The organism is Bacillus sp. FF-1, assembly GCF_028548245.1.
GTDB lineage: Bacteria > Bacillota > Bacilli > Bacillales > Bacillaceae_G > Bacillus_A > Bacillus_A paranthracis.
This window is the reverse complement of the sequence record NZ_JAQQGG010000011.1, coordinates 11,819-35,207: the sequence shown is the minus strand read 5'-3', so window position 1 is coordinate 35,207 and position 23,389 is coordinate 11,819. Positions and strand designations below refer to the sequence as shown.

6 protein-coding genes are annotated in these 23,389 nt (G+C 35.0%); 2 read left to right on the top strand and 4 right to left on the bottom strand.

What is annotated here, in order from left to right:
* Positions 1-8: 8 nt before the first annotated feature.
* From PQF83_RS25520 to PQF83_RS25505, 4 genes are all read right to left on the bottom strand, one after another.
* On the bottom strand, positions 9-311 hold the full coding sequence (locus tag PQF83_RS25520) for a hypothetical protein (protein WP_000263523.1): 303 nt from the start codon (positions 309-311) through the stop codon (positions 9-11).
* Between the two features lie 1,080 nt (positions 312-1,391).
* Positions 1,392-3,236, bottom strand: coding sequence for a sensor histidine kinase (locus PQF83_RS25515; RefSeq protein WP_046647183.1), 1,845 nt, complete (start codon positions 3,234-3,236; stop codon positions 1,392-1,394).
* Positions 3,236-3,916, bottom strand: a complete 681-nt coding sequence (locus PQF83_RS25510) for a response regulator transcription factor (protein WP_000756749.1) — start codon at positions 3,914-3,916, stop codon at positions 3,236-3,238. The genes PQF83_RS25515 and PQF83_RS25510 overlap by 1 nt, the downstream gene beginning before the upstream one ends.
* Before the next feature lie 28 nt (positions 3,917-3,944).
* Positions 3,945-4,760 carry a C39 family peptidase gene (locus PQF83_RS25505; RefSeq protein WP_046647181.1) on the bottom strand — a complete coding sequence of 272 codons (816 nt, stop codon included), beginning with the start codon at positions 4,758-4,760 and terminating at the stop codon, positions 3,945-3,947.
* Between the two features lie 2,414 nt (positions 4,761-7,174).
* Between PQF83_RS25505 and PQF83_RS25500 the strand changes: the two genes are divergently transcribed.
* Both PQF83_RS25500 and PQF83_RS25495 read left to right on the top strand, forming a co-directional pair.
* Positions 7,175-7,705, top strand: a complete 531-nt coding sequence (locus PQF83_RS25500) for a cysteine hydrolase family protein (protein WP_000589748.1) — start codon at positions 7,175-7,177, stop codon at positions 7,703-7,705.
* A gap of 477 nt (positions 7,706-8,182) precedes the next feature.
* Positions 8,183-23,215, top strand: a complete 15,033-nt coding sequence (locus PQF83_RS25495) for a beta strand repeat-containing protein (protein WP_001123145.1) — start codon at positions 8,183-8,185, stop codon at positions 23,213-23,215.
* Positions 23,216-23,389 lie beyond the last annotated feature (174 nt).

The window sequence follows — 23,389 nt, the reverse complement described above, 5'->3', positions numbered from 1 at the left end:
TCTCACCTCTACTTTTCTGATTCAATCCACCATTTGTCTGCGTTCAATTCTTCTGTAGTCATCTCATACTCATCTAATTTAACAATTTCATTTTCCCTATTAAAAAAGCAAGGCTTTACAAATATAGAAGCATTTCTATAACTATAACTTTCACCTTTATACGCTTCAATTTTAGAAATTTCTAGCTTATAAACATATAATGGATGTGAATATATTTGTCCAACTTTAAAAGTTTTATCACTATTGTTTTCCGAAGAAATCTCTTCAACTATCACTTTACTTGGAGTACCATGGAAATGACTATCCCACATTACGTTTCACCCTAACTTTAAATTTATTTAATTCTATTGTATCAGAATATTCACACGTGCAATTAGGAAAAAGGTATAATTTTATCATTATTTTCATCTATTATAATAAAATAAGTTAAAGATATTACTGGCTAAGTAGTTTAGAGTTTTTTGTCCTATGTTCAAAAGGTTTAGACTTTCATGTCCTGTTATTAAGACATGAAAGTACCTACAAAATTTATAATAATGGCTATTTATCAAAGATTCTTTATAAGTTTTTAGTTTAGAGTTTTTTGGAACTTGATTGGATAAGAAAATCAAGTTCCAAAACTTTATTGATATACAGAACTAAATACATGTAATCTTGTGTGAACGTATAGGCTTAAATACTACATTACTGTTATTTATAAAGAAAAGACATCCTAAGATGTCTTTCTACTCTGTAACAAATTTAAATACATAGTACATAAAAAATAGACAAGATAGATATGCTAGTCTGCCAGCAATCGATTCTCTCATAAATTTCATAAGTATGACTTTGATAAGCAAGGCTAAGAATAACGGTATAAAAAGTACCATAGTAAGTTTGATCGCTATGTCATTTATTGTTGGATTAAATGGTTCAAAATCAATTATAATATTTACTTACCTTTATGCAACTTCTTATTTATATAGTTTAATATAAATAAACTCGCTAAAATGATACCATAAAGTTCCTTTCTCTAACTGAACCACCTTAATTTTAACCGGTTCTGGTGCAAATATGCATGGCCTCTACTCCTATATGATATTACCCTTATATAACCAAAAAAAGCAACGCTATGGACGCTTTAGCCTACATATTCTTCAACTTTACTAAAGATACCATTAATAGATGGAGGGGTATAATTATAATCGTTATCAGTGAACATTAAAAAAGATGATTCCGATTGAATATCGGAACCATCTTTTCCGGGCTTGATTTTTCAGTTTTTTTTTATTAAACTGTCCATTTTAAAGGGTACATTTCAGTTGACTCCGCACCTTTTTAAAAATAATTTATATGAATGTAAATCGCCTTTAACACCACAGTAAAATCTATAATATCAATGTTACATCTTACTACTTTGTATCCCATTTTTCTAAATGGAAGTAGAACAATACCCCATCTTTTGTATTAGTTACACCGTACTTTACATTATGTAAATCTAATATATTTTTTACAATTGAAAGTCCAAGACCCGTTCCACCATATACTCTTTTTCTTGATTTATCCACTCTATAGAATTGATCCCATATTTTATCTATGTTTTCTTCTGCTATATGTGCCCCTTTATTTTCAAACCCTATATATACGTCATGTTGTTTCTCGTTTACATCTATCACAATGGTTCGATTCGCATCTGTATAGCGAATCGCGTTGGTAAACAAGTTTGTTATGACCTGTTCTAACAGATGTGTTTTACCTTTAACACAAACATTATCTATATTTAATTTGATGTGTAGTGATTTTTCTTTAATTTGAACTTGTAAATCTTTTGCTGCCTTTTGAATTAAATTCCCTATATTAACCTGCTCCATCTGTATTTGGTACGTTCCGGATTCATATTTAGCCAAATTCAACATTTCATCTATTAACACATTCATTTTCTCTATTTCTTTTTCTAATGCTTCCCAATAATATTGATTCATTTCAGGCGCGATTCCATCTTGCAGCATAGATGCAGATATTTGCATGACACTGAGTGACGTTTTTAATTCATGCGAAACGCCTGCAATGAAATCTTTTCGTGTCTGTTCTAATTTTTTCTCTTTTTCTAAGTCTGTTTTTAACTGATTGATATATCCTTCCATTCTTTCTGAGAGTTGATTAATATTAGAGGAAAGCTCACCAATTTCATTTTTTGATTTGATAGAAAGCTTATCTTGAAATTGAAATTGCATTATTTTTTTCGTTGCTTCATTAATTTTTAGTAATGGTTTGGTAATAATTCTTGAATAATATAAACATACAACCAGCGATAGAATCAGCACAAATGCTATAATATATATATAATAATCACTCATTACATCTGTCACTTTTGTAATCGGTTGTAACGAAGACAATGTATAAATGAATTCATTTACTTGTCCATTTTGCATGAGTGGTTTTATCGTTTCTAGATACTTGATTCCATCTATACTGATTTCATTCTGAACCCATTCGTCTCCTTGTAATTTCACTTTATCGCTGATCCATTCCGATTGAAATTGCAAAATACGATTTGCAAACACCTCATTACTATACAATGTATTATTCATTTTTGAATTGAAGTAAACTGGGAAATTTATCTCTGTTACAATTCCCTCTAAGAAATAATATTTCTCACTTTCTTCTTTTGAAAAAACCTTCATACCATTTTTAGCACCAGACATCATATATTTATCAATCTGATAATAAGTAGGTGCAACAAAATTTCCATCATAACCTTTTATTCTCAATGTTGTAGGAATCACTATGTCTTTATTCGATCTTTTACTTACTGTATCCATGATAGCTAGTTTAGTCGTTTTATTGAGTAAACTTGTAATTAATATACTGAAATTAGGATCCATATCTTTCTTTGCATTGATTAAATTATTAAACACAACCTTAGAGGATCGACTCGAATCATTTTTATCAACTGTTTTTATATAATGATCTCCTGATGGTAATTTCTTGATATTGGCTTCTTTATCGAGCCTAGCAATCATAATACCCTGCTGATTAGCATACGAGAGTTCCTTCCTCTGGAGTGTATTTTCATCCTGTTTATGAGCTTCATAAAATGTATAGTACCGTTGTAATTGCTTCTGAACATTTTCTTTTTCTTTATCTATATATAAGTATTTCATCACATACATTTGTCCGAAAAAGATAGCTGCGATAATCATGCAACATAGTAAAAAGGTAAGAGAAAATAACTGAAACACAATCTTCTTTCTCATCATTTTTCTACCTCAAATTTATAACCCGTACGAACAACTGTAATAATGTGTTTTGCTTTCTCACCAAGTTTTAATCGTACATTACGCATATGTGCAGTTAGTGTTTTATCATCTCCATCATAATCGTATCCCCAAATATTTGTGATTAACTGCTCTCTTGATAGTACTTGTTCCTTGTGTTGCATTAAAGAGTGTAAAATTTCATATTCTGTATGTGTAAAATCTATTTTTTGTCCATCTATTGAAACAGAACGTGCTGATTTATCTAAGCGAATACCACATAAATTAATACAGTCCTGATATTGTACTTGTTGATTTGTATCTTTGAACAAACGTTTTGCTCTCGCTAATAAAATAGACGGTTTAAATGGTTTTGTTACATAATCGTCTGCCCCAAGTTCAAATCCAAGTAACGTATCATCTTCATCACTTCGTGCCGTTAATAGGATAATAGGAACATTAGAATTCTTTCGAATACGTCTACACACTGACCATCCATCCATTAATGGGAGCATAATATCCAAAATAACTAAACTGATATTATGCTCTTGTTCAGCAAACAAATCTAGCCCAATTTGACCATCTTCCGCTGTAATTACTTCATATCCATCATGCGAGAAATAATGGGCTACAGTCTCTCGGATAATCTGTTCATCTTCAACTATTAAAACTTTTTTCATCTCTATTCTCATCCAATCTACGTTCGTTTTACATTGAAACTGTCATCGCTTGTCTTCCCATTTGAATCCAGGCTTGTTCAAAACTATTCCGATCAATTGCTCTGTGTTTGTCCTTCTTTAGTGGATCTTTAATATATACATATTGTTCATCATAATCGGTCACAACGACACTATGCTGGTGATATGTCACTTTCATTTCTCCTGCATCTGTACGCCATGTATAAAATTCATCATCAGGTAACCGTTTAAAACGGGCATTTGTTAATACCCATACAGGTTGCCCTCTGTCTATCGCCTCATATATTTGCTGAGGTTCTTTGTGACTTAGATCCTTCACTTTCTCTTCTGAAACATACTCCTTTGCCAATTCTAAAATCGGCTCTACATAAACACCTAGTCCAGGTTTATCAAATGTAGCTATATCCCCAATAAACCCTTTGTGCATATTCCCCTTTATACCCTTTCCCTGAAATGGTACAGACTTTATCTTTGCAGCGAGTTCCATCTTATCGACTTGTACACCTGAAAATTGCAACACCATAGCAAGGCTCGTTACTTCACAACCTCTCATTAATTCTGGTTTTTGTAGAATCAGCGGCACATCCAATGGCCTTACTATCACTTTTTCTTGCTCTATGGGCCTATTTTCTTTTTCAAGTACCTTTTCTGATTCTACTGATTCATTTCTCATATATTCTACTTCTGATTTTGCATTCTCCTCTTGTGGTATTGCAGGTTGTATTTTAGTAAATATAGGAATATCACCATGTGACATACCAATGTTTGTATTTAATACTGATAGTGTAAATACAAACAGGGTTGTTTTTCTAAATGGATTCATCATTATCTCTCCTCGATGCTTTATAAGGAGAGTGTAATTTGTTTATATTTAGATAAAATCATATTTATAGAAAGACAAAGTAAAATTCATATCAAGATTATATAAAGATAATTGCTTTACGTATTAATCTTATGTGCTACAAATATTGCTTTCAACAAGCAATATTTAACTTCTTTAAGTTCACGTTCTAATTTTTCGTACTTTGCAAAAAGTCCTCGAATTCTTTTCATTAAAGTATAATCTTCGAGATTTTAGGTATGTGGTTTGATTATTATTTACAAATCCTATTGCTATATGGTAATTACTATTTATCAACAATTATTTGTGAGATTTTAGTTTAGACTTTTATGTCTTTCTACACTTGTACATGGACATAAAATAGATACTTTTTAGAAGAGAAAGTATCCATTTTCATGAATATCTTTTGTTACTTATGTAGAATTAAATTTTAGTTGAATTTCACATTTAATTAGGTTTTACTATTTAGTTTTGTTTCAAATGCAGTTAAATTAGTTGAAGCCTTACTAAAATTTGGTTCAGAAAGTTGTTTAGGTCTTCGTACTTCTGTCTTCTATTGGAGCTACACCTTGTATCTCTTGTAATATAGAATTTGCTACATTTTCTCTATAAAATTCTTCAACTATATTTTTCAAATAAATACAATTTCTTTATTCCTTGAATAAAATCAATAACTCGGCATACAATACCTCTGCATCGAGCAGTTAGACTGGGCTAACTGCTCTTTTATTGAATAAATTTTTAGGGCATGTTAACAATATAGGTAATCCAAGTTTGAATACGAATAAACATTGTATTCATAGTATTTACTAGAGCAGTTAGTTTTTTCTAGCTGCCTTTTTGAGTTTTTCCGAATAAAATTCTAAATTATGTGTTCACGAGTAATAATGGTAGATAAAGAAATAGGAATTCATCATTTATTTAGTTGAGTGGATATGCAGGGGAATTTACTCCGTTATTGGATAAGGACGGAAAGTCAATGTTAAAACTATATATTCGAATAAAACAATTTATATTATTCAACTATATGGTAGCTTTAGTTTCACAAGGAAATAAACAACTTTATTATCTGTTTTGATTTCAGAAGTAAAGCTGAACTTAACTTTTTTAAAAGGAGATACTACAATTTAAGCAGTGCCTCCTTTACGTTTTTATAAGTGAGTTTTAATGACCTTATTGTTTCTATTCATTATGTCCAATGCTATAGATGGGCTGATGCAGCTTGAATTCACAGTGACTTCTTTAATTTTGTTTTTCCTTTTCTTCTAGGAATGAGCAGTTAGTTTTCTGCTGAATGCTCTTTTATATTAACTTGTTTGTCATCATATATTACGGATATGTAGCTATTAACTCATAGGGTCTTCTTTTAAAGAGCACTTGTACCTAGTGCTCTTTTTAGTTTCCTTATTTAGCTCACTTTTAATTTTACATAATATTTTTAATTCCGTTTATACTATAGTTGTAACTTTAAGTTACAACGTATTGTGGGTATCGTTATTGTTGGACAATAAAGCAGTTAGTTCATTGAGCTAGCTGCTTTATTATTTAAATAATAACAACATTAAACCTCTCCCTATAAATTGTTATTCATAACATCATTAGTTACTATATTTTAGTTTTATTTCCCACTTTTCCAGCATATTCTTTAAGAAGGGTGTTTAGCTAAAAAAGTTACCTCCTTATCGATGAGCACTCACTTATGTAGTGCTCCTTTTCATGCTGTACAATTCTGTTTTACTTGTATAATTATATATAGTTTCTTTTTTGAACCTCCCACATTCTTTTTTACAAGTTGCAATGAAACAGTTAGCTTTTTTCTAACTATCCTGTTTTTATTTTTCACTTTTTAGTTAAACGTACATATATTAACTTTGAACAATGGCCAATAGGATACTTAACCTACCTCTCTAAGAGCACATTTATATCTGTGCTCTTTTTTGAGTCACTTTAAAATAACGATTTTGTTTAGTTATCATTTGATTAATCATATTTAAAATTTTTTAACATATCTTAATTTTAATCAGGAATTACACTACCCCCCAGTAGATCTGTAGTTCCTGTAATTGAGCCTATAACTCTGATTAGAACCTGTTATAAACAACAGGTTCTATTTATGGTCATTCTTCATCCCCATCGTTGCGATAGGTAAGACTTTGAAGTTATCTCCATCTTTTGCGCCACTTAACACTGTACGTGCGAAATTCACTACATTCAAACACCTCTAGGCTACATTAAGCAATACAAACTTTATTAATGTATTCATTTCTAGCTTGAAGATAAAAAAATTCATGATTCCACATATTTATATTCTCTATCCATTTTGGATACTTTAAAAATGGATACTTATTTTATACATATTTTACTTGTATGATTTTAATCAAAATGTGAGGTGGTCGTTTATGATAAAAGGCTATGCAGCATTGCTTATTATAGATGTACAAGTGGGTTCATTTAAAGAAGAAAGAATGCTATATAAAGGAATTGAATTATTAAAAAACATTCAATTGTTAATCCATAAAGCTCGTACTGTCCAAGCGCCTATTTTTTACATGAAGTTTAATGGGAAAACAGGATCTTTATTAGAGCATGGAAATCCGGAATGGGCAATTCATGAATCTGTAGCTCCACTATCTGAAGATATCGTTCTTGAAAAAAACCACCCTGATTCATTTCATGAAACAAGTCTTCAACAAGAATTGAATAAAAGGGACATCGAACACATTGTGATTACAGGCGTTCAGTCTGAAATATGTATAGATGCGACGTGTCGACGTGCATATAGCTTAGGGTATGATGTTACTCTTGTTGAAGATGGGCATAGTACATATGACACTACATTATTATCGGCATCCCAAATTATTAAGCATCATAACGATATAATAGGTGAATGGTTTGCTGATTTGAAAAAAGCTCAGATAATTGAATTTTAATTAATCTTGAATAGGTTTTTCTTGATAGATATAGTACGAATCATTTAAATTTAGCTAAGGTATTAATCCTGTTTCCTATTATTAAATATATGTTTTACTGTATGCGATAATGTAATAATTATATTCTAATAATTAAATGCCCCTTTTAGGGCTACAGACACACCGTTATTAAGTAACAAAAAGCTTATTTTTTTCATTTTGGGGTAATTCTAAATTCTTAAGTTGATGGGCATGTGGTGCTATCCAAAAGTCAAAATAAACAAAATAGAGGAACAAATGCAGTTTTATAAATCAATGTTTGTGTCCCTGGAGTTTCCTTTAATGTTAATATTAACTGATTTAAAAATAGCCCTTGTTACTATTAAATTCCTTCCAATGATTAAGGAAGGAATTTATAGTTCAATTATACATGTTCCTTTTGATTGTTTATATGCATATCGTATTTTGACCAAAACTATATGCAAATGAGGTGAAAAAATGCCCATTACGAATCGATTTTCTACCACTACTAACGGGGCACTTGCGATTACAGGGAACACACTAGGTTTAAGTAAAATTAGTAACCAAAACCGTGCTGGTACAATCGGGGCAATTGGTGCATTCGTAACTACGAATACCGCTTTACAAGTACCTACTTTTCCTGCTGGTACAACGTTAAACTATACACAAAATAGTTCTACCGCTGTATTAAATATCCCTGCTGGTAGTACGATTCTTTACGCAGAACTCGTTTGGGGTGGAAACTATTTATCTCGTGATCAAAACATTACGAGTGTTTTAGGAAACCCTGTTTCTTTTACTACACCTGTTTCAACATACCCAATTACCCCTTCGGCTGTTACAGCTTCAAATCAAACTTTCGTTTCTGGATCTGTCACATTTGGATTCTATACACGTTCTGCAGATGTAACATCTCTCGTTCAAGCTGCTGGATCTGGCTCTTATACAACTGGCTCTGTCCCTGGACTTGTTGATCCTTTAGATGCTTCTAATGGGGCTATCAATTCTTCTGGATGGACGCTCATTGTCGCTTATCAAAATGGGACATTGCCAGCAAGAAACTTAACCATTTATGTAGCGGGTAACCGTGTTTCTGCTGATACCGGTAGTGCAGATGTAGCTGTTTCAGGATTTTTAACACCTTCCGGAGGACCTGTAAGCGGACGATTATTTTTGAGTTCTACCGAAGGGGATGCTGATTTAATTGGGGATCAGGCTCTATTCGGACCAAATTTCAGTTCATTAAACGCTTTATCCGGACCAAATAATGCCATAAATAATTTCTTCGGTTCCCAAATTAATAATGCTGCAGGAAACTTAGATACAACAGGGACATTTGGAACGCGAAATCAAAGTGCTTCTTCAGGTACAAACATCTCTGCAGGAAGACAAGGCTGGGACATTACTTCCATTGATATTTCTCCCTATTTAACAAATTCTCAAGTATCTGCCGCAATCCGTTTAACAACTAACGGAGATGCATACATGTTAAATACAGTCGGTTTACAAATTAATATAAACTCACCTAATATACAAGCAACGAAAAGCGTGAATAAAAGTGTAGCTACAATTGGAGACATTCTCACTTATACAGTTACTATCCCTAATACCGGACTTCTTCCCGCCAATAACGTTATTTTGACAGACATTCTCCCTAATGGGACTTCCTTTATACCTGGCACTGTAATGGTAGATAACATACCACAAACAAATGCAAATCCTGCCGCTGGTATATCTCTTGGAACAATCAATAATGGTGCTTCTCGTACAGTAACTTTCCAAGCGACTGTCGTTTCTCTGCCAAATCCAAATCCGATTTCTAACACTGCTAATATTACATTTCAATATACACCAATCGCCGGTGGAACGACCTTTAACGGTCTTGCAACAAGCAACTCTGCTGGAACACAAGTTAACCTCGCAGATATTAATGGCACAAAATCAGTTAATAAACTTTTTACCGATATTGGTGAAACGCTAACTTACAGTATTGCCTTAGCTAATATAGGAAATATCGCTGCAACAAATGTTATATATACGGACCCGATTCCTAGCGGGACTACTTTCATTCCAGGGAGCGTAACTGTGAACGGAGTTACCCAAGCTGGCGCAAATCCCGCTACTGGTATATCAATTGGATCTATTGCTGCTAATTCTACGACTACGGTTTCATTTCAAGTATTCGTTCCTTCTATCCCGCAAACAAATCCCATATTAAATAGTGGTACAACAACTTATCAATACATTCCTGTGCCAAATCAACCGGCAGTAAGCGGGACTGATACGACGAATATTGTCTCCACTCAAGTGAATAATGCTACTGTAACAATGACGAAAGCAGTAGATAAAAATTTTGCAGATATTGGTGATATACTAACGTACACCGTTTCCTTTACAGGTACAGGTAATACGAATGCAAACAATGTTATTTTTACAGATGTCATTCCTACTGGAACAACTTTTGTTGTAAACAGTGTAACAATTGATGGCACGACACAAGTGGGCGCAAATCCCGCTAACGGTGTGAACATTGGATCCATCCCAACTGGTACAACAAAAAATGTTTCATTTCAAGTAGTAGTAAATACAATACCCGCGTCAAACGTCGTATTTAATGGATCAAGCGCTTCTTATCAATATACCGTCAACCCTAGCCAATCACCAGTTACAAAAAACATTTCTTCTAATCTCGTTTCCACTCAAATTAATAATGCGAATGTAACATTAACAAAATCAACTAACAAACAATTTGCCACAATTGGCGAAACGATAAGTTATACAATCCTTATTACAAACAGTGGAAATACAGCTGCAACTAACGTACAGCTAACAGATTCACTTCCAAATGGAACGATATTAACACCAGGTTCGGTAACACTCAACGGTGTTTTACAAAATGTAGATTCACTCGTTTTCGTACCTATTGGTACAATACCAGGAGGAGCTACTTTCACCTTATCCTTTCAAGTAACAGTCATCAATATTACGACCCAAAATCCTATCATTAATAACGCCTTCGCTTCTTATCTATATACTGTAAATCCAAGTTTGCCACCGACTTCAAAAACAGCAAATTCTAATTCTGTTACATCAACAATTAGACTAGCAAATCTCCATGCTAATAAATCTGTAGATAAAACGTTTGCGGAAGTTGGTGATGTATTAACTTACACCTTTGCTCTTACTAACGATGGAAATGTTGCAGCGAACAATGTATTACTATCTGATTCAATTGCGAATGGAACCGCTTTTGTCCCAAACAGCGTTATAGTTAACAGTGTTACTCAGCCAGGCGTTACACCAGCTAGCATCAATATTGGTAGCATCAATGCTAATACTACAATTACAGCTTCATTCCAAGTAGTAATCACTAGCATTCCAAATCCAAACCCTATTTCAAATAGCGCTTCCATCTCCTATAACTTTATCGTTGATCCAAACACTTCACCTGTAAGTAAGAACACTACTTCAACCACTACATTTACTCAAGTAAACGATGCAAATGTCATTTCAGCCAAAACAGTGGATCGAGCGTTCGCTACCGTAGGGGATATATTAACTTATACTGTTACTTTGACGAATGCAGGAAGTGTTTCTGCTGATAGCCCTACTTTCGTAGATACGAATCCAGACGGTACTACCTTTATTCCAAATACTTTTCTTATTAATGGTGTACTTCAAAATAACGCAGATCCAAATATAGGTGTTCCACTACCTTCCATTGCTGCTAATGGCTCACTTACTGTCTCTTATCAAGTAACCGTCACCTCTTTACCAACACAAAATCCAACATTAAATTCATCTAGTACACAGTATAGCTTTATTCTAAATCCGGGCGATCCACCAACTATAGAAACATCTGTAAGTAACACTGTAAGTACACAAATTAATTTAGCAAATGTAGTGATTGTCAAAGAAGTAGATTTAACTATCGCCGATGTCGGGCAACCAATCACATATACAATTTCTTTAGCTAATCTTGGCAATACTACAGCAAATAATGTTATTGTTACCGATATAATCCCTAATGGCTCCACTATCGTACCAAATAGTATTTTTATAGGTGGTACTTTACAACAAGGTGCAGACCCTAGTACCGGTCTTCAAGTCGGCTCCATTCCTTCAGGTGGTTTTACAACGATTGTTTTTCAAATAAGTGCAAATAGTTTACCTTCACCAAATCCAGTTCAAAATAGCGCTGCACTTCAATATAGCTTTATCGCAGATCCAAGTTTACCTGCCGTTGTCAGAAACGCTACTAGCAATATAGTAACGACGCAAATTAATACTGCTAATATTGTTGCCACAAAACTAACAAGTACAAATTTCGCTGATGTTGGCGCTGTCATAACGTATGCAACAATTTTAACAAATAACGGCAATATCCCTGCTTCTAACGTAACGTTTACAGATATCATTCCAGCTGGTACCATCTTCCTTCCTAATACTGTAACGATTAACGGTGTCCCTATAGCAAATGCAAACCCTGCTAATGGCATTTTAATTGGGACGATAGGAGCGAATTCATCACGTACTGTTGCATTCCAAGTTTCTGTACCAACTATTCCTAGTCCAAATCCGATTACGAATCAATCGAGCACTACATTCCAATACACATACGACGCATCCAAATCAGTTGTAACGCAGATGGTGGCCTCTAACACCGTACAGACAACTATTAATAACGCTACGATTGCCGCTGTAAAATCGGCAGATAAACACTTTGCTAACGTAAATGATATTATTACGTATACAACTACTTTAACGAATAACGGGAACACACTTGCATCAAATGTAATTTTTACAGATGTAATTCCAAACGGAACATCATTTATTCCTAATAGTGTAACAGTAAATGGCAATACACTTCCTAATACAAACCCAGCAAGTGGAATTGCAATTGATCCAATAAACCCTAATACAAGTGCAACAATCTCATTTCAAGTAATAGTAAATTCCATTCCTAGTCCAAATCCAATCCCGAACCAAAGCAATACAGCGTACCAATATGTCATAGATCCTAACTTACCTCCAGCGTCCGCCAATGCGTTAAGTAACGTAATAACAACTCAAATTAATAACGCTACAATCGTCGCTACGAAGTCAGTGAATACACCGACAGCTGCAATTGGGGATATCGTTACTTATACGATTGCAGTTACGAACACAGGGAATATCCCTGCTAGCGCTACAGTTTTAACAGATGGACTCGGTGCAGGCGCCTCATTTGTGCCAAACTCTGTAACTATCGATAATATTCCGCAGCCAGGGTTAGATCCATCACTTGGTATTCACTTGGCAGATATTCCCCCAGGAGATACTGTATTCATTACTTTTCAAGCACAAATTTTAGCGATACCACCTAGTGGCACATTAACAAATAATGCTCTTGTAAATTATGAATATACCGTAAATCCAAACCAATCACCCGCTGTTGGTAGTACAGTTACGAATACGACGGTTACGCCAATTATTGATGCAACTCTTTCTATAAATAAAACTGTCAATTCAAGATTTGCTACTATTGGAGATACACTGACTTTCACTGCTATCATTACTAATTCCGGTAATACTACCGCAAACAATGTTATTTTTACAGATGTAATTCCAAATGGTACATCATTTATTCCAAACAGTTTTACGGTAAATGGAACAACTATTCCTAATGCAAATCCACAAAATGGTATCAATATTGGCAACTTGAATTCAAATGCATCTGCTACACTCAGTTTTCAAGTAAACATTACATCACTCCCAAATCCGAATCCAATCCCAAACCAATCATCGCTTCAATATAGCTTTATTGTAGGTATAAATGAACCGCCAGTTTCACGAACAGTTCAATCTAATAAAACTTTTACACAAGTAAATACTGCTTCCGTTATCGCAACAAAAACTGCAAGCAGTGCATTTGCTGCTGTTGGAGATACAATTACGTATACAACTACCCTCACCAATAGCGGAAATACTACCGCAAACACACCTGTTTTTATCGATATATTACCACCCGAACTTTCATTCGTTCCTGATAGCGTACAAATTAATACCATCCCACAACTTGGATTTAGACCAGATAGCGGGATTTCTTTAGACTCAATTCCAGTTGGAGGAACGACAACAATTAGCTTTCAAGCTATCGTTGGCTCAATACCAGTTACAAATCCAACTTTGAACCAGTCTAGCACGACATACTCGATCATTGTTGATCCTACCCAGCCGCCGGTGACAGAAACAGCTACAAGTAATCCAACTTTAGTTCAAATTAACGAAGCGATTATTCAAGCAACGAAAAGTGTGGATCGACTATTTTCTGACGTAGCACCTGGAAATTCATTTTTAACGTATACTGTTTTATTGGAGAATATAGGAAACACAACTGCTACGAATATCATTTTTACAGATCCGATTCCAAATAATACAGTGTTTATAGCGGATAGCGTTCGAGTAGGCGGGGTTTTATTACCTGGGGTAAATCCAGCGAATGGGGTACCAATTGGGGATATTATTGCAGGAGATTTTACAAACATTACCTTCCGCGTGCAAGTAGTTAGCATTCCAAATCCAATTTTCACAATTGGACCTGGGGGGCCAAACTCACCAGTTGTAAATGGCGCTTCTATTGATTATCAATTTATGACAGGACCTAATTTACCACTCGTTTCAAGAAGTACGACATCCAATCCGGTTTCGACACAAATAAATTCCGGAGAAATTACACTTGTTAAATCTGTAGATAAAACTTTCGCAACAATTGGCGATACAATTTCTTATACGATTACATTAAGTAACCCTGGAAATGTTACTTCACAAAATATAATTTTCACAGATATTTTACCTGACGGAACGACATTCATATCTGGCACTCTTACAAACGATTCTGGTACACAGCAGATCGGAAATCCAGCTAACGGGATTCAGATTGGAAATATAAATCCAAACGGAACGGCTGTGATTACTCTCAACGTACTTGTTACAAATATTCCAAGTATAAATCCAATTTCTAATTCTAGTTCTGTACAATTTTCACATGTGGTCGACCCTAGCCAACCTTCCGTATCACAAATGAATGTATCTAATGCTGTTTCGACAACTATTAATAGTGCAATTTTAACAACCCAAAAAAGTGCTGATAAATCTATCGTTTCAGTTGGAGATACGATTACGTATACAACTACTATTACAAATACAGGAAATACAGCCGCTACGAATATTACTTTCACAAGCGCTATTCCAGCTAGCATTACCTTTATACCAAATTCATTCACGATAAATGGCGTTCAGCAGTCTGGTGCACAACCAGCACTGGGAGTAACTATACCAAATATCGCACCGGGTGAAACAGTAACTGTTACTTTCCAAGTAAATGTTATTTCTGTTCCCCCTTCAAATTCGATTATGGGTAATGACACAATTTTATATTCTTATACTGTCGATCCAAACGGAACTCCTATTACAACTTCTATTTCAACAAATATCGTTACAAACCCGGTACTAGATGCTATGATAACGATGGTGAAATCTGTAGATCAAACACTTGTAACACTAGGTGATACCATTACCTATACGACAATTTTAACGAATAGCGGTAATACAAACGCTACGAATATTACTTTCACTGACCTCATACCAGATGGTACGACGTTTATAACTGATAGCGTTACAATAGATGGCATCACACAAATCGGGCTCAACCCTAATACAGGTATTACAATTGGATTAATTGCTCCTAACAGCTCAATATCTATAGCATTTCAAGTTACCGCTACTTCTACACCAGCCCAAAATCCTATTGCCAATTCCGCTACTGCTTCTTACACATTTATCGCTGATCCTAATGCCCCTATTGTTTCAAGGACCGTTACTTCAAACACAGTGTTCACTACGATTAATACAGCTACCATTCTTTCATTAAAACAAGTCGATAAATCCTTTAGTCGTATTGGAGACACACTCACTTATACTGTCGCTTTAACAAACAATGGAAACTCATCTGCGCAAAATGTTATATTCACAGATACCGTACCGAGCGGAACAGCATTTATTGCAGACACATTTTCTATTAATGGAATTCTTCAAAGTGGTGCAAATCCAGTGAACGGTGTAAATATCGGAACTATAACAGCTGGGACTACAGTAACAATTTCGTTCCAAGTTACTGTAACGTCATTACCAACTGAAAACCCCATTGTAAATTTCTCATCAACATCGTACCAATTAGTCTCACCGCCTGATGCAGAAACTTCAATTAGCAATCCTGTTTCAACGCAAATTAAAGAAGCACTATTATCCATGACGAAAAATGAAAGTGTATCCTTTGCAGATATCGGGCAAACTGCTTTTTACACTACTTCTATTTCGAATATAGGAAATACAGATGCAACTAATATTGTATTCACAGATGTATTACCAAATGGAGTCACATTTGTTCCTAACACATTAACTGTCGATGGTGTTTTACAACCTGACGCGAATCCAAATACAGGTGTATTACTTGCAACACTTCCGCCTAATGAAATATATAGTATCGTCTTTCAAGTTACAGTGAACAGCATTCCCCCTATTAATCCAGCACCAAATACAGCATCAACAACATATGAGTTTACTGTTGATCCTGTTAATCCTCCAGTATTAAGTGCGGCTACTTCCAACACTACGCTTCTTCAAATAAACAACGCGAATATTATAAGTACAAAAACAACAGATCTTACTTTTGCGGATGTTGGTAATACAATAACATTTACACTTAACCTCCCGAATACAGGGAATGTGACTGCAACTGATGTTACCGTTATCGATACGCTTGATAGCAATTTAACTTTTGTTCCAAACAGTTTCACAGTTAATGGGCAAACCATTCCAAATGCTGATTTATCTACTGGTGTAAATATCGGTTCAATTAACGGTGGTACTGCAGCAATTATCACATTCCAAGCTACCGTTACAACCCTACCAATCAACAACCCTATTTCTAATTCAGCTCTTACCACTTATCGTTATATTGTTGATCCAGACCAGTCACCTATTACAACTTCCAATCAATCTAATACAACGACAACACAAATTAATAGTGCTATTCTTACTGCACAAAAAAATTCAAATGTGTCAACAGTAGATATTGGGCAAGATATCATCTACTCCGTTACAATTACAAATAGCGGAAATGTTAATGCAACGAATGTTATTTTTACCGACGTTATTCCAGACGGAACTTCCTTTGAACCAAATAGTTTTACACTTAATGGAACTATTATCGAAAATGCAAACACCATTACAGGTGTCCCAATTGGTGATATCGCGCCAAACGAATCTGCCATTGTAGAATTTCATATTACTTCAAATGAAATCCCGGCTATTAATCCAATTACGAATCAAGCTAGCGTTAGCTTTCAGCATATCGTTAATCCAGATAATCCTCCTGTTTCAAAAAACATTACTTCAAATAGTGTTATCACAACAATTGAAAGTGCTATTTTAACTACTACTAAAATCGGTGATAAAGCTTTTGCAACGATTGGTGATACAATTACGTATACAACTACAATTACGAATACTGGAAATATCCCTGCCAATAACGTTATTTTCTCAGACCCGATACCATCGTGGACACAATTTGTTGCCGGATCCGTTATTGTTGATGGCACTCCATTACCATCCACTTCTATTACCAGCGGTATTGGCATAAATACGATCATTCCAAATCAAACTGTAACAATCATATTCCAAGTTCAAATCGTAAGCAATCCATCAACATTCACACCTGAACTCCAAAACTTAGCATTTGTTAACTTCCAATATAACGTAGGCAATGCATTACAGGCTCAGCCTGGCAATGTGGAAACGAACGTCTTCGTTACTTCTATTCATTCAGCAATACTTTCAGCTGTAAAAACTGCTAGTACAGCCTTTGCGAATATTGGAGACACGATCACTTATACAGTTTTAATACAAAATAGCGGCAGTACAAACGCTACGAATGTAAATTTCTCAGACCTCATTCCAGCTGGAACGACCTTTATTGAAAATAGTTTTGCCGTAAATGGAAGTACCATTCCAGGTGCAAATCCAAATAACGGAGTTAATATCGGAACCGTTAGTACGAACAGTTCCTTAACCGTTACTTTCCAAGTCATAGTTACATCTACTCCGCCTTCAAACCCAATTACAAACGTTGCATCCGTTCAATACGAATTTCTTGTTGATCCGACTTCTCCTCCTGTTACAGGCACAATTACTTCTAATAGTGCTTCTACACAAATTAATAATGCTACTGTTACAACGGTTTTAGAAGCAAATCGAACAATTGTATCTATCGGAGATATAATTACGTATACAGCAACATTAACAAACACTGGAAACTTCCCTGCAAACTCGGTATTACTCATTAACGGTGTTCCTGAAGGGGCATTATTTGTTCCCAATAGTGTTACGCTTAACGGAATTTCACTTCCAGATGCAAGTCCAACTCTCGGTATTCCAGTTGGCATTATCGCACCAGGTGATTCTGCTACAATTACGTTCCAATTTCTTGCAAACTCTATTCCGCCACAAGGAGCAATTATAAATCAAGCACTTACAAGTTACACATATATTGTCGATCCAAGTCAACCTCCAGTTACAGCAACATCTTCATCTAATACGGTTAATACAGCTGTCGTTGATGCATCACTATCTGTAATTAAAAATACAGATTCCCTCGTACAGTCTACTGACGGTACAATCACTTACACTGTAGTCGTTCAAAATAACGGGAATACAACTGCAAATACAGTTACTTTAACAGATTTGGTCCCAGAGGGAACTGCATTTATTCCGGATAGTGTGACCATTAATGGTGTTTCAGCTCCAGGTACTGATCCAAACGTAGGGATCTCATTAAACTCCATTGCACCTTCGGAAATCGTCACCGTCACATTCCAAGTTATCGTTCAATCCATTCCAAGCGTGAATCCAATTTCTAATATAGCTCGTATTGACTATACTTTTATCGCTGATCCAACTGCTCCTATCATCTCTCGAACAATTACGTCTAATCCAGCTTTCACACAAATTTCGGATGCGAATGTTCTTTCTTTAAAAGCAGTCAATGCACAACAAGCAACAACAGGTGATATTTTGACCTATACGATAACGCTAGAAAATACCGGAAATATTCCAGCTACGAATCTCATATTTTCAGATACGCTTCCAGAAGGGACTACATTCGTAGACAATAGTTTTACACTTAACGGAACAACTATACTTGGTGCCAATCCAAATGTAGGTGTTACTTTGCCTAACCTAGCAGCAAACGCTACTCACCTTATTGCTTTCCAAGTTCTTATTAACGATCCATTCTCGCAACAATCGATTACAAATCAATCTAATACAACATATACAATTCAACCAGATCCAGGGCAACCGCCTATTACTGAAACATCTACAAGTAATATTGTCATTACAAATTTCGTGCAAGCACAATTAACAATTACAAAAACGTCCAATCCAATAACTGTAGATATTGGCGGAACTATACTTTATATTTCTGAAGTGAAAAATAGCGGCAATGTTGACGCAATAAATATTATTTTTACAGATTCGATTCCAGTTGGGACTACATTCGTTCTCGACAGTGTCACAATTAACGGTGTACTTCAGCCTGATGCAAATCCCGAAAACGGAATACCAATTGGAAAGATTCCACCAAACAGTTCCAAAACAATACTATTTCAAGTACAAACAAATAATCCACCTACTGAAACCGAAATTGTAAATCAATCTTCAGTAACTTACCAATATATAAGTATTCCTACAGCTCCACCAGTGAATCGCTCTGCAAATTCTAACATTGTTACAACATCACTTCAAAATGCGAATATTATTTCCGTTAAAAGCGCAGATGTAACTTTCGTCTCCATCGGGCAATTTATTACCTACACAAATACACTACAAAATATCGGAACGGTTCCAGCTAACAATACGGTGTTCATTGACAACATTCCAGAAGGGACAATATTCATTGAAGATAGCTTATCAATAAATAATGTCATTCAGCCTGGTACGAATCCTGAAAATGGAGTAACTCTCGGCACGATACAACCAGATGAAACAGTCACTATTTCATTCCAAGTACAACTTACAAATATACCTGAAGACAATACAGTCATTAACATCTCAGACACTTCATATGAATACCAAATTGACCCTAGTTCTCCAATTATTCAGCGTAGATCATTATCAAATACAGTAAACACGGAAGTCCGTACAGCAAATGTTAGTGCAATTAAATCTGCTAACAGATCCATTACACGCATCGGTCAAATTATCACATATACCATCGCAGTTACAAATGCTGGTACAGTACCTATTACAAATACTCTCCTAATTGACGCAATCGCTGCTGGCACCACATTCGTTCCAGATAGCATTCTTGTAGATGGCATACCAAGACCTAACGAAAATCCAAGTACCGGAATCTCACTTAATATTATCCTTCCAAACAATACAATTATCGTTACATTCCAAGTAAATGTAGACTCGATACCTTCTCAAAATAACATGAATAATATCGCCGTCATCCACTATGAGTATCAGCCAGACCAAAGCTTACCACCAATTTCAGAAACGACATCTTCCAATACTACAAATATACAATTTATTGATGCCATTCTTATCGCTACAAAATCCGCTAATACAGTATTAGCTAATATTGATGAAACTATTGAATATACAGTACTCATTCAAAATAACGGATCCACTACAACTAACTCCATCTTTTTTACTGATATTATAGAAGATGGAACAGTATTTATTTCGGGGAGTGTAACAGTTAACAACACTGTACTTCCTGCAGCAGATCCGAATATCGGCTTTTCCATCCCGAATATCACATCAGGTCAAGTAGCTACAATAACATTCCAAGTTTCGGTTACGAATTTACCTGCTGCAAACCCAACACCTAATACTGCAAACATCGTCTACGACTTTATTTTCAACCCTGACTTTGCACCAATTCAAAAATCGACTACTTCCAACACTACTTTCGTTCAAATTAATGATGCTGATATCGTTTCACTTAAAACTGTTGATTTGACTTCTGTAACAATTGGTGATGTTTTAACTTATACAACAACTTTAACAAATACAGGGAATACGGATGCTACTGCTCTTGTATTTACAGACAATATTCCTGGTGGAACAACCTTTATAGACGGTAGCGTTTTAGTAAATAACATTCCGCAGCTTAATGCCAATCCAAGTACCGGTATATTGTTAGGAACGATTGCTCCTAACATTTCTATCCCAGTCACATTTTCTGTTACTGTCGTAGCGCTTCCAGCTAGTGGTCGTATTCAAAATCAATCCACTTCTCGTTATACAATTAATAGCGAAGAACAAATATCAACTAGTAATATTACCTTCACTGAAGTTATTTCTGCTAATATAATTGCAACAAAAACAACGCCTATCCAATACGCTGACCTACAAACGATTATCCCTTACACTATTTCCATCACAAACAATGGGAATATACAAGTGGAAAATATTATCGTTACAGATATCATCCCAGCAAATACGAGCTTTATAGAGAATAGTGTTATTGTGAATGGAAGCGCTCGTCCAAATGATAATCCACTTAGCGGGATACAACTTGATAACATTCCGCCTAATACGACAGCAACTATTCTATTCCAAGTACGGGTTACTTCAATTCCGCAAACAAATCCAATCTCTAATACGAGTACAATTGAATACCAATACACGTTACCAAACCAGCCGCCTATTACCGAAACTATTATTTCATCAGCTGCCGTAACAACAATTAATCATGCGACTTTGAATAGTAATAAAACTGTTGACCTTGCATTTGCAACGGTTGGTGATGCGTTAACGTATACGATTACACTAAATCAAACCGGTAATGTTGCAGTAAATGATGTAATCATTCAAGATATTATTCCTCAAGGTACTACGTTTATAGAAAATAGCGTCATTGTAAACGGAGAAACTCTTCCAGGAGTGAATCCAGTAAGCGGCATACCAATTGGTACTATAATTGTAGATGGAGATGCTATCGTTTCATTCCAAGTAACTGTGACTACTATTCCAACACCAAATGAACTAAACAACAACGCAATTACTACTTTTAACTATATAGTCAACCCAAATAACGTACCCGTTACAAATACGACTACAACAAATACCGTCACAACTACTGTCCAAAATGATAATGTCATTGCCATAAAATCTGTTGATGTAACGAATGCCTTACCTGCTCAAACTTTAACGTATACAATTACGATTATGAATAGCGGTAATGTAACGATTGAAGACCTTCTTGTTATAGACACCATACCAATAGATACGACTTTTGTTGCTGGTAGTGTTACGATTAACGGAATCAATCAGCCTAATGAGAATCCGGAAAATGGTATTACGTTAGGAAATCTTGCTCATAATGACTCTGTCATTATTACGTTCCAAGTGACAATATCTTCTTCTACTCTTCAACCTACAATTAATAACGATGCTACTGTTTCCTATACCGTTATCATTGATCCAGATGAACCACCTATTACAATTACAAAGCAAACAAATACCGTTACAACAACATTAATCGAGCCAATAATTAACATTGAGAAAACAGCAGACAAATCTATCGTCGTTATAGGAGATGTTATTACATTCACATTAGAGGTATTTAATGATTCCACAATTCCGACAATTAGTACTTCTGTTATAGACACAATTCCAGCTGGTACAACATTTATAGAAAACAGCGTAACTATTAACGGTACTTCGGTTCCAAATGTTCGTCCAGACACTGGTATTAATATTGGTTCTTTATCTGCAGGTACAGTAGCAACTATAACATTTCAAGTCCTCGTAACTTCTATTCCTTCAAACAGTACAATTATAAATTCTGCAACAGTTACCGCTGCTTTTCAATTGACACCACAGGATCCAATTATTACTTTCATTGTTAATTCAAATATTGTTCGTATACCAGTTCAATTTATAACTACAACAGTCACGAAAAATGCTTCCGTCAGCTCAGCTTATTTAAATCAATATTTTGATTACACGGTACGCATTACAAATACTTCCAAAATTTCACTCTCAAATATTTCGTTACAAGATACTATTCCAGCAGGTTTACAATTTATAAACGGCACTGTCTTTATTAACGGTGAACGCTCTCCACTAGCGAATCCGAATATCGGTTTCCTAGTTGCCACTAATTTAGAGCCAAACGAAACAATTATCGTGTTATTCACAGTACAAGTAATAAGTCCACCTGTTAATAATGAGTTTAAAAATACGGCCAATATTTCGTTACAACTTCAAGTCTCGCCTACCGATCCACCAATTACAGTAACCGTTACAAGTAACGAGAACATCGTCACCTTTGTTCCAGAAAATCCAGATGAAACACTTCCAAATTTAAATTGCTTCTTTGACGGTGAACGCTTCATTCGCATTACTCCTCGAAATATAAGAAATTACCTTTGGGCTTGGATTTGGTGGCAGTAATTAAATAAAAAATAAAAAGCTTGTAATTTGGATGTTATCCAAATTACAAGCTTTTTTGACATGGTACCTCTAGTTACTTAATCTATTTCAAACCTCTGATAAAAAATTATTCAGTCAATTTTTTAGTTGAAAAGAAAATATTAAGAAAAGTAAAAGGTGAAATTGAAAGAAAAG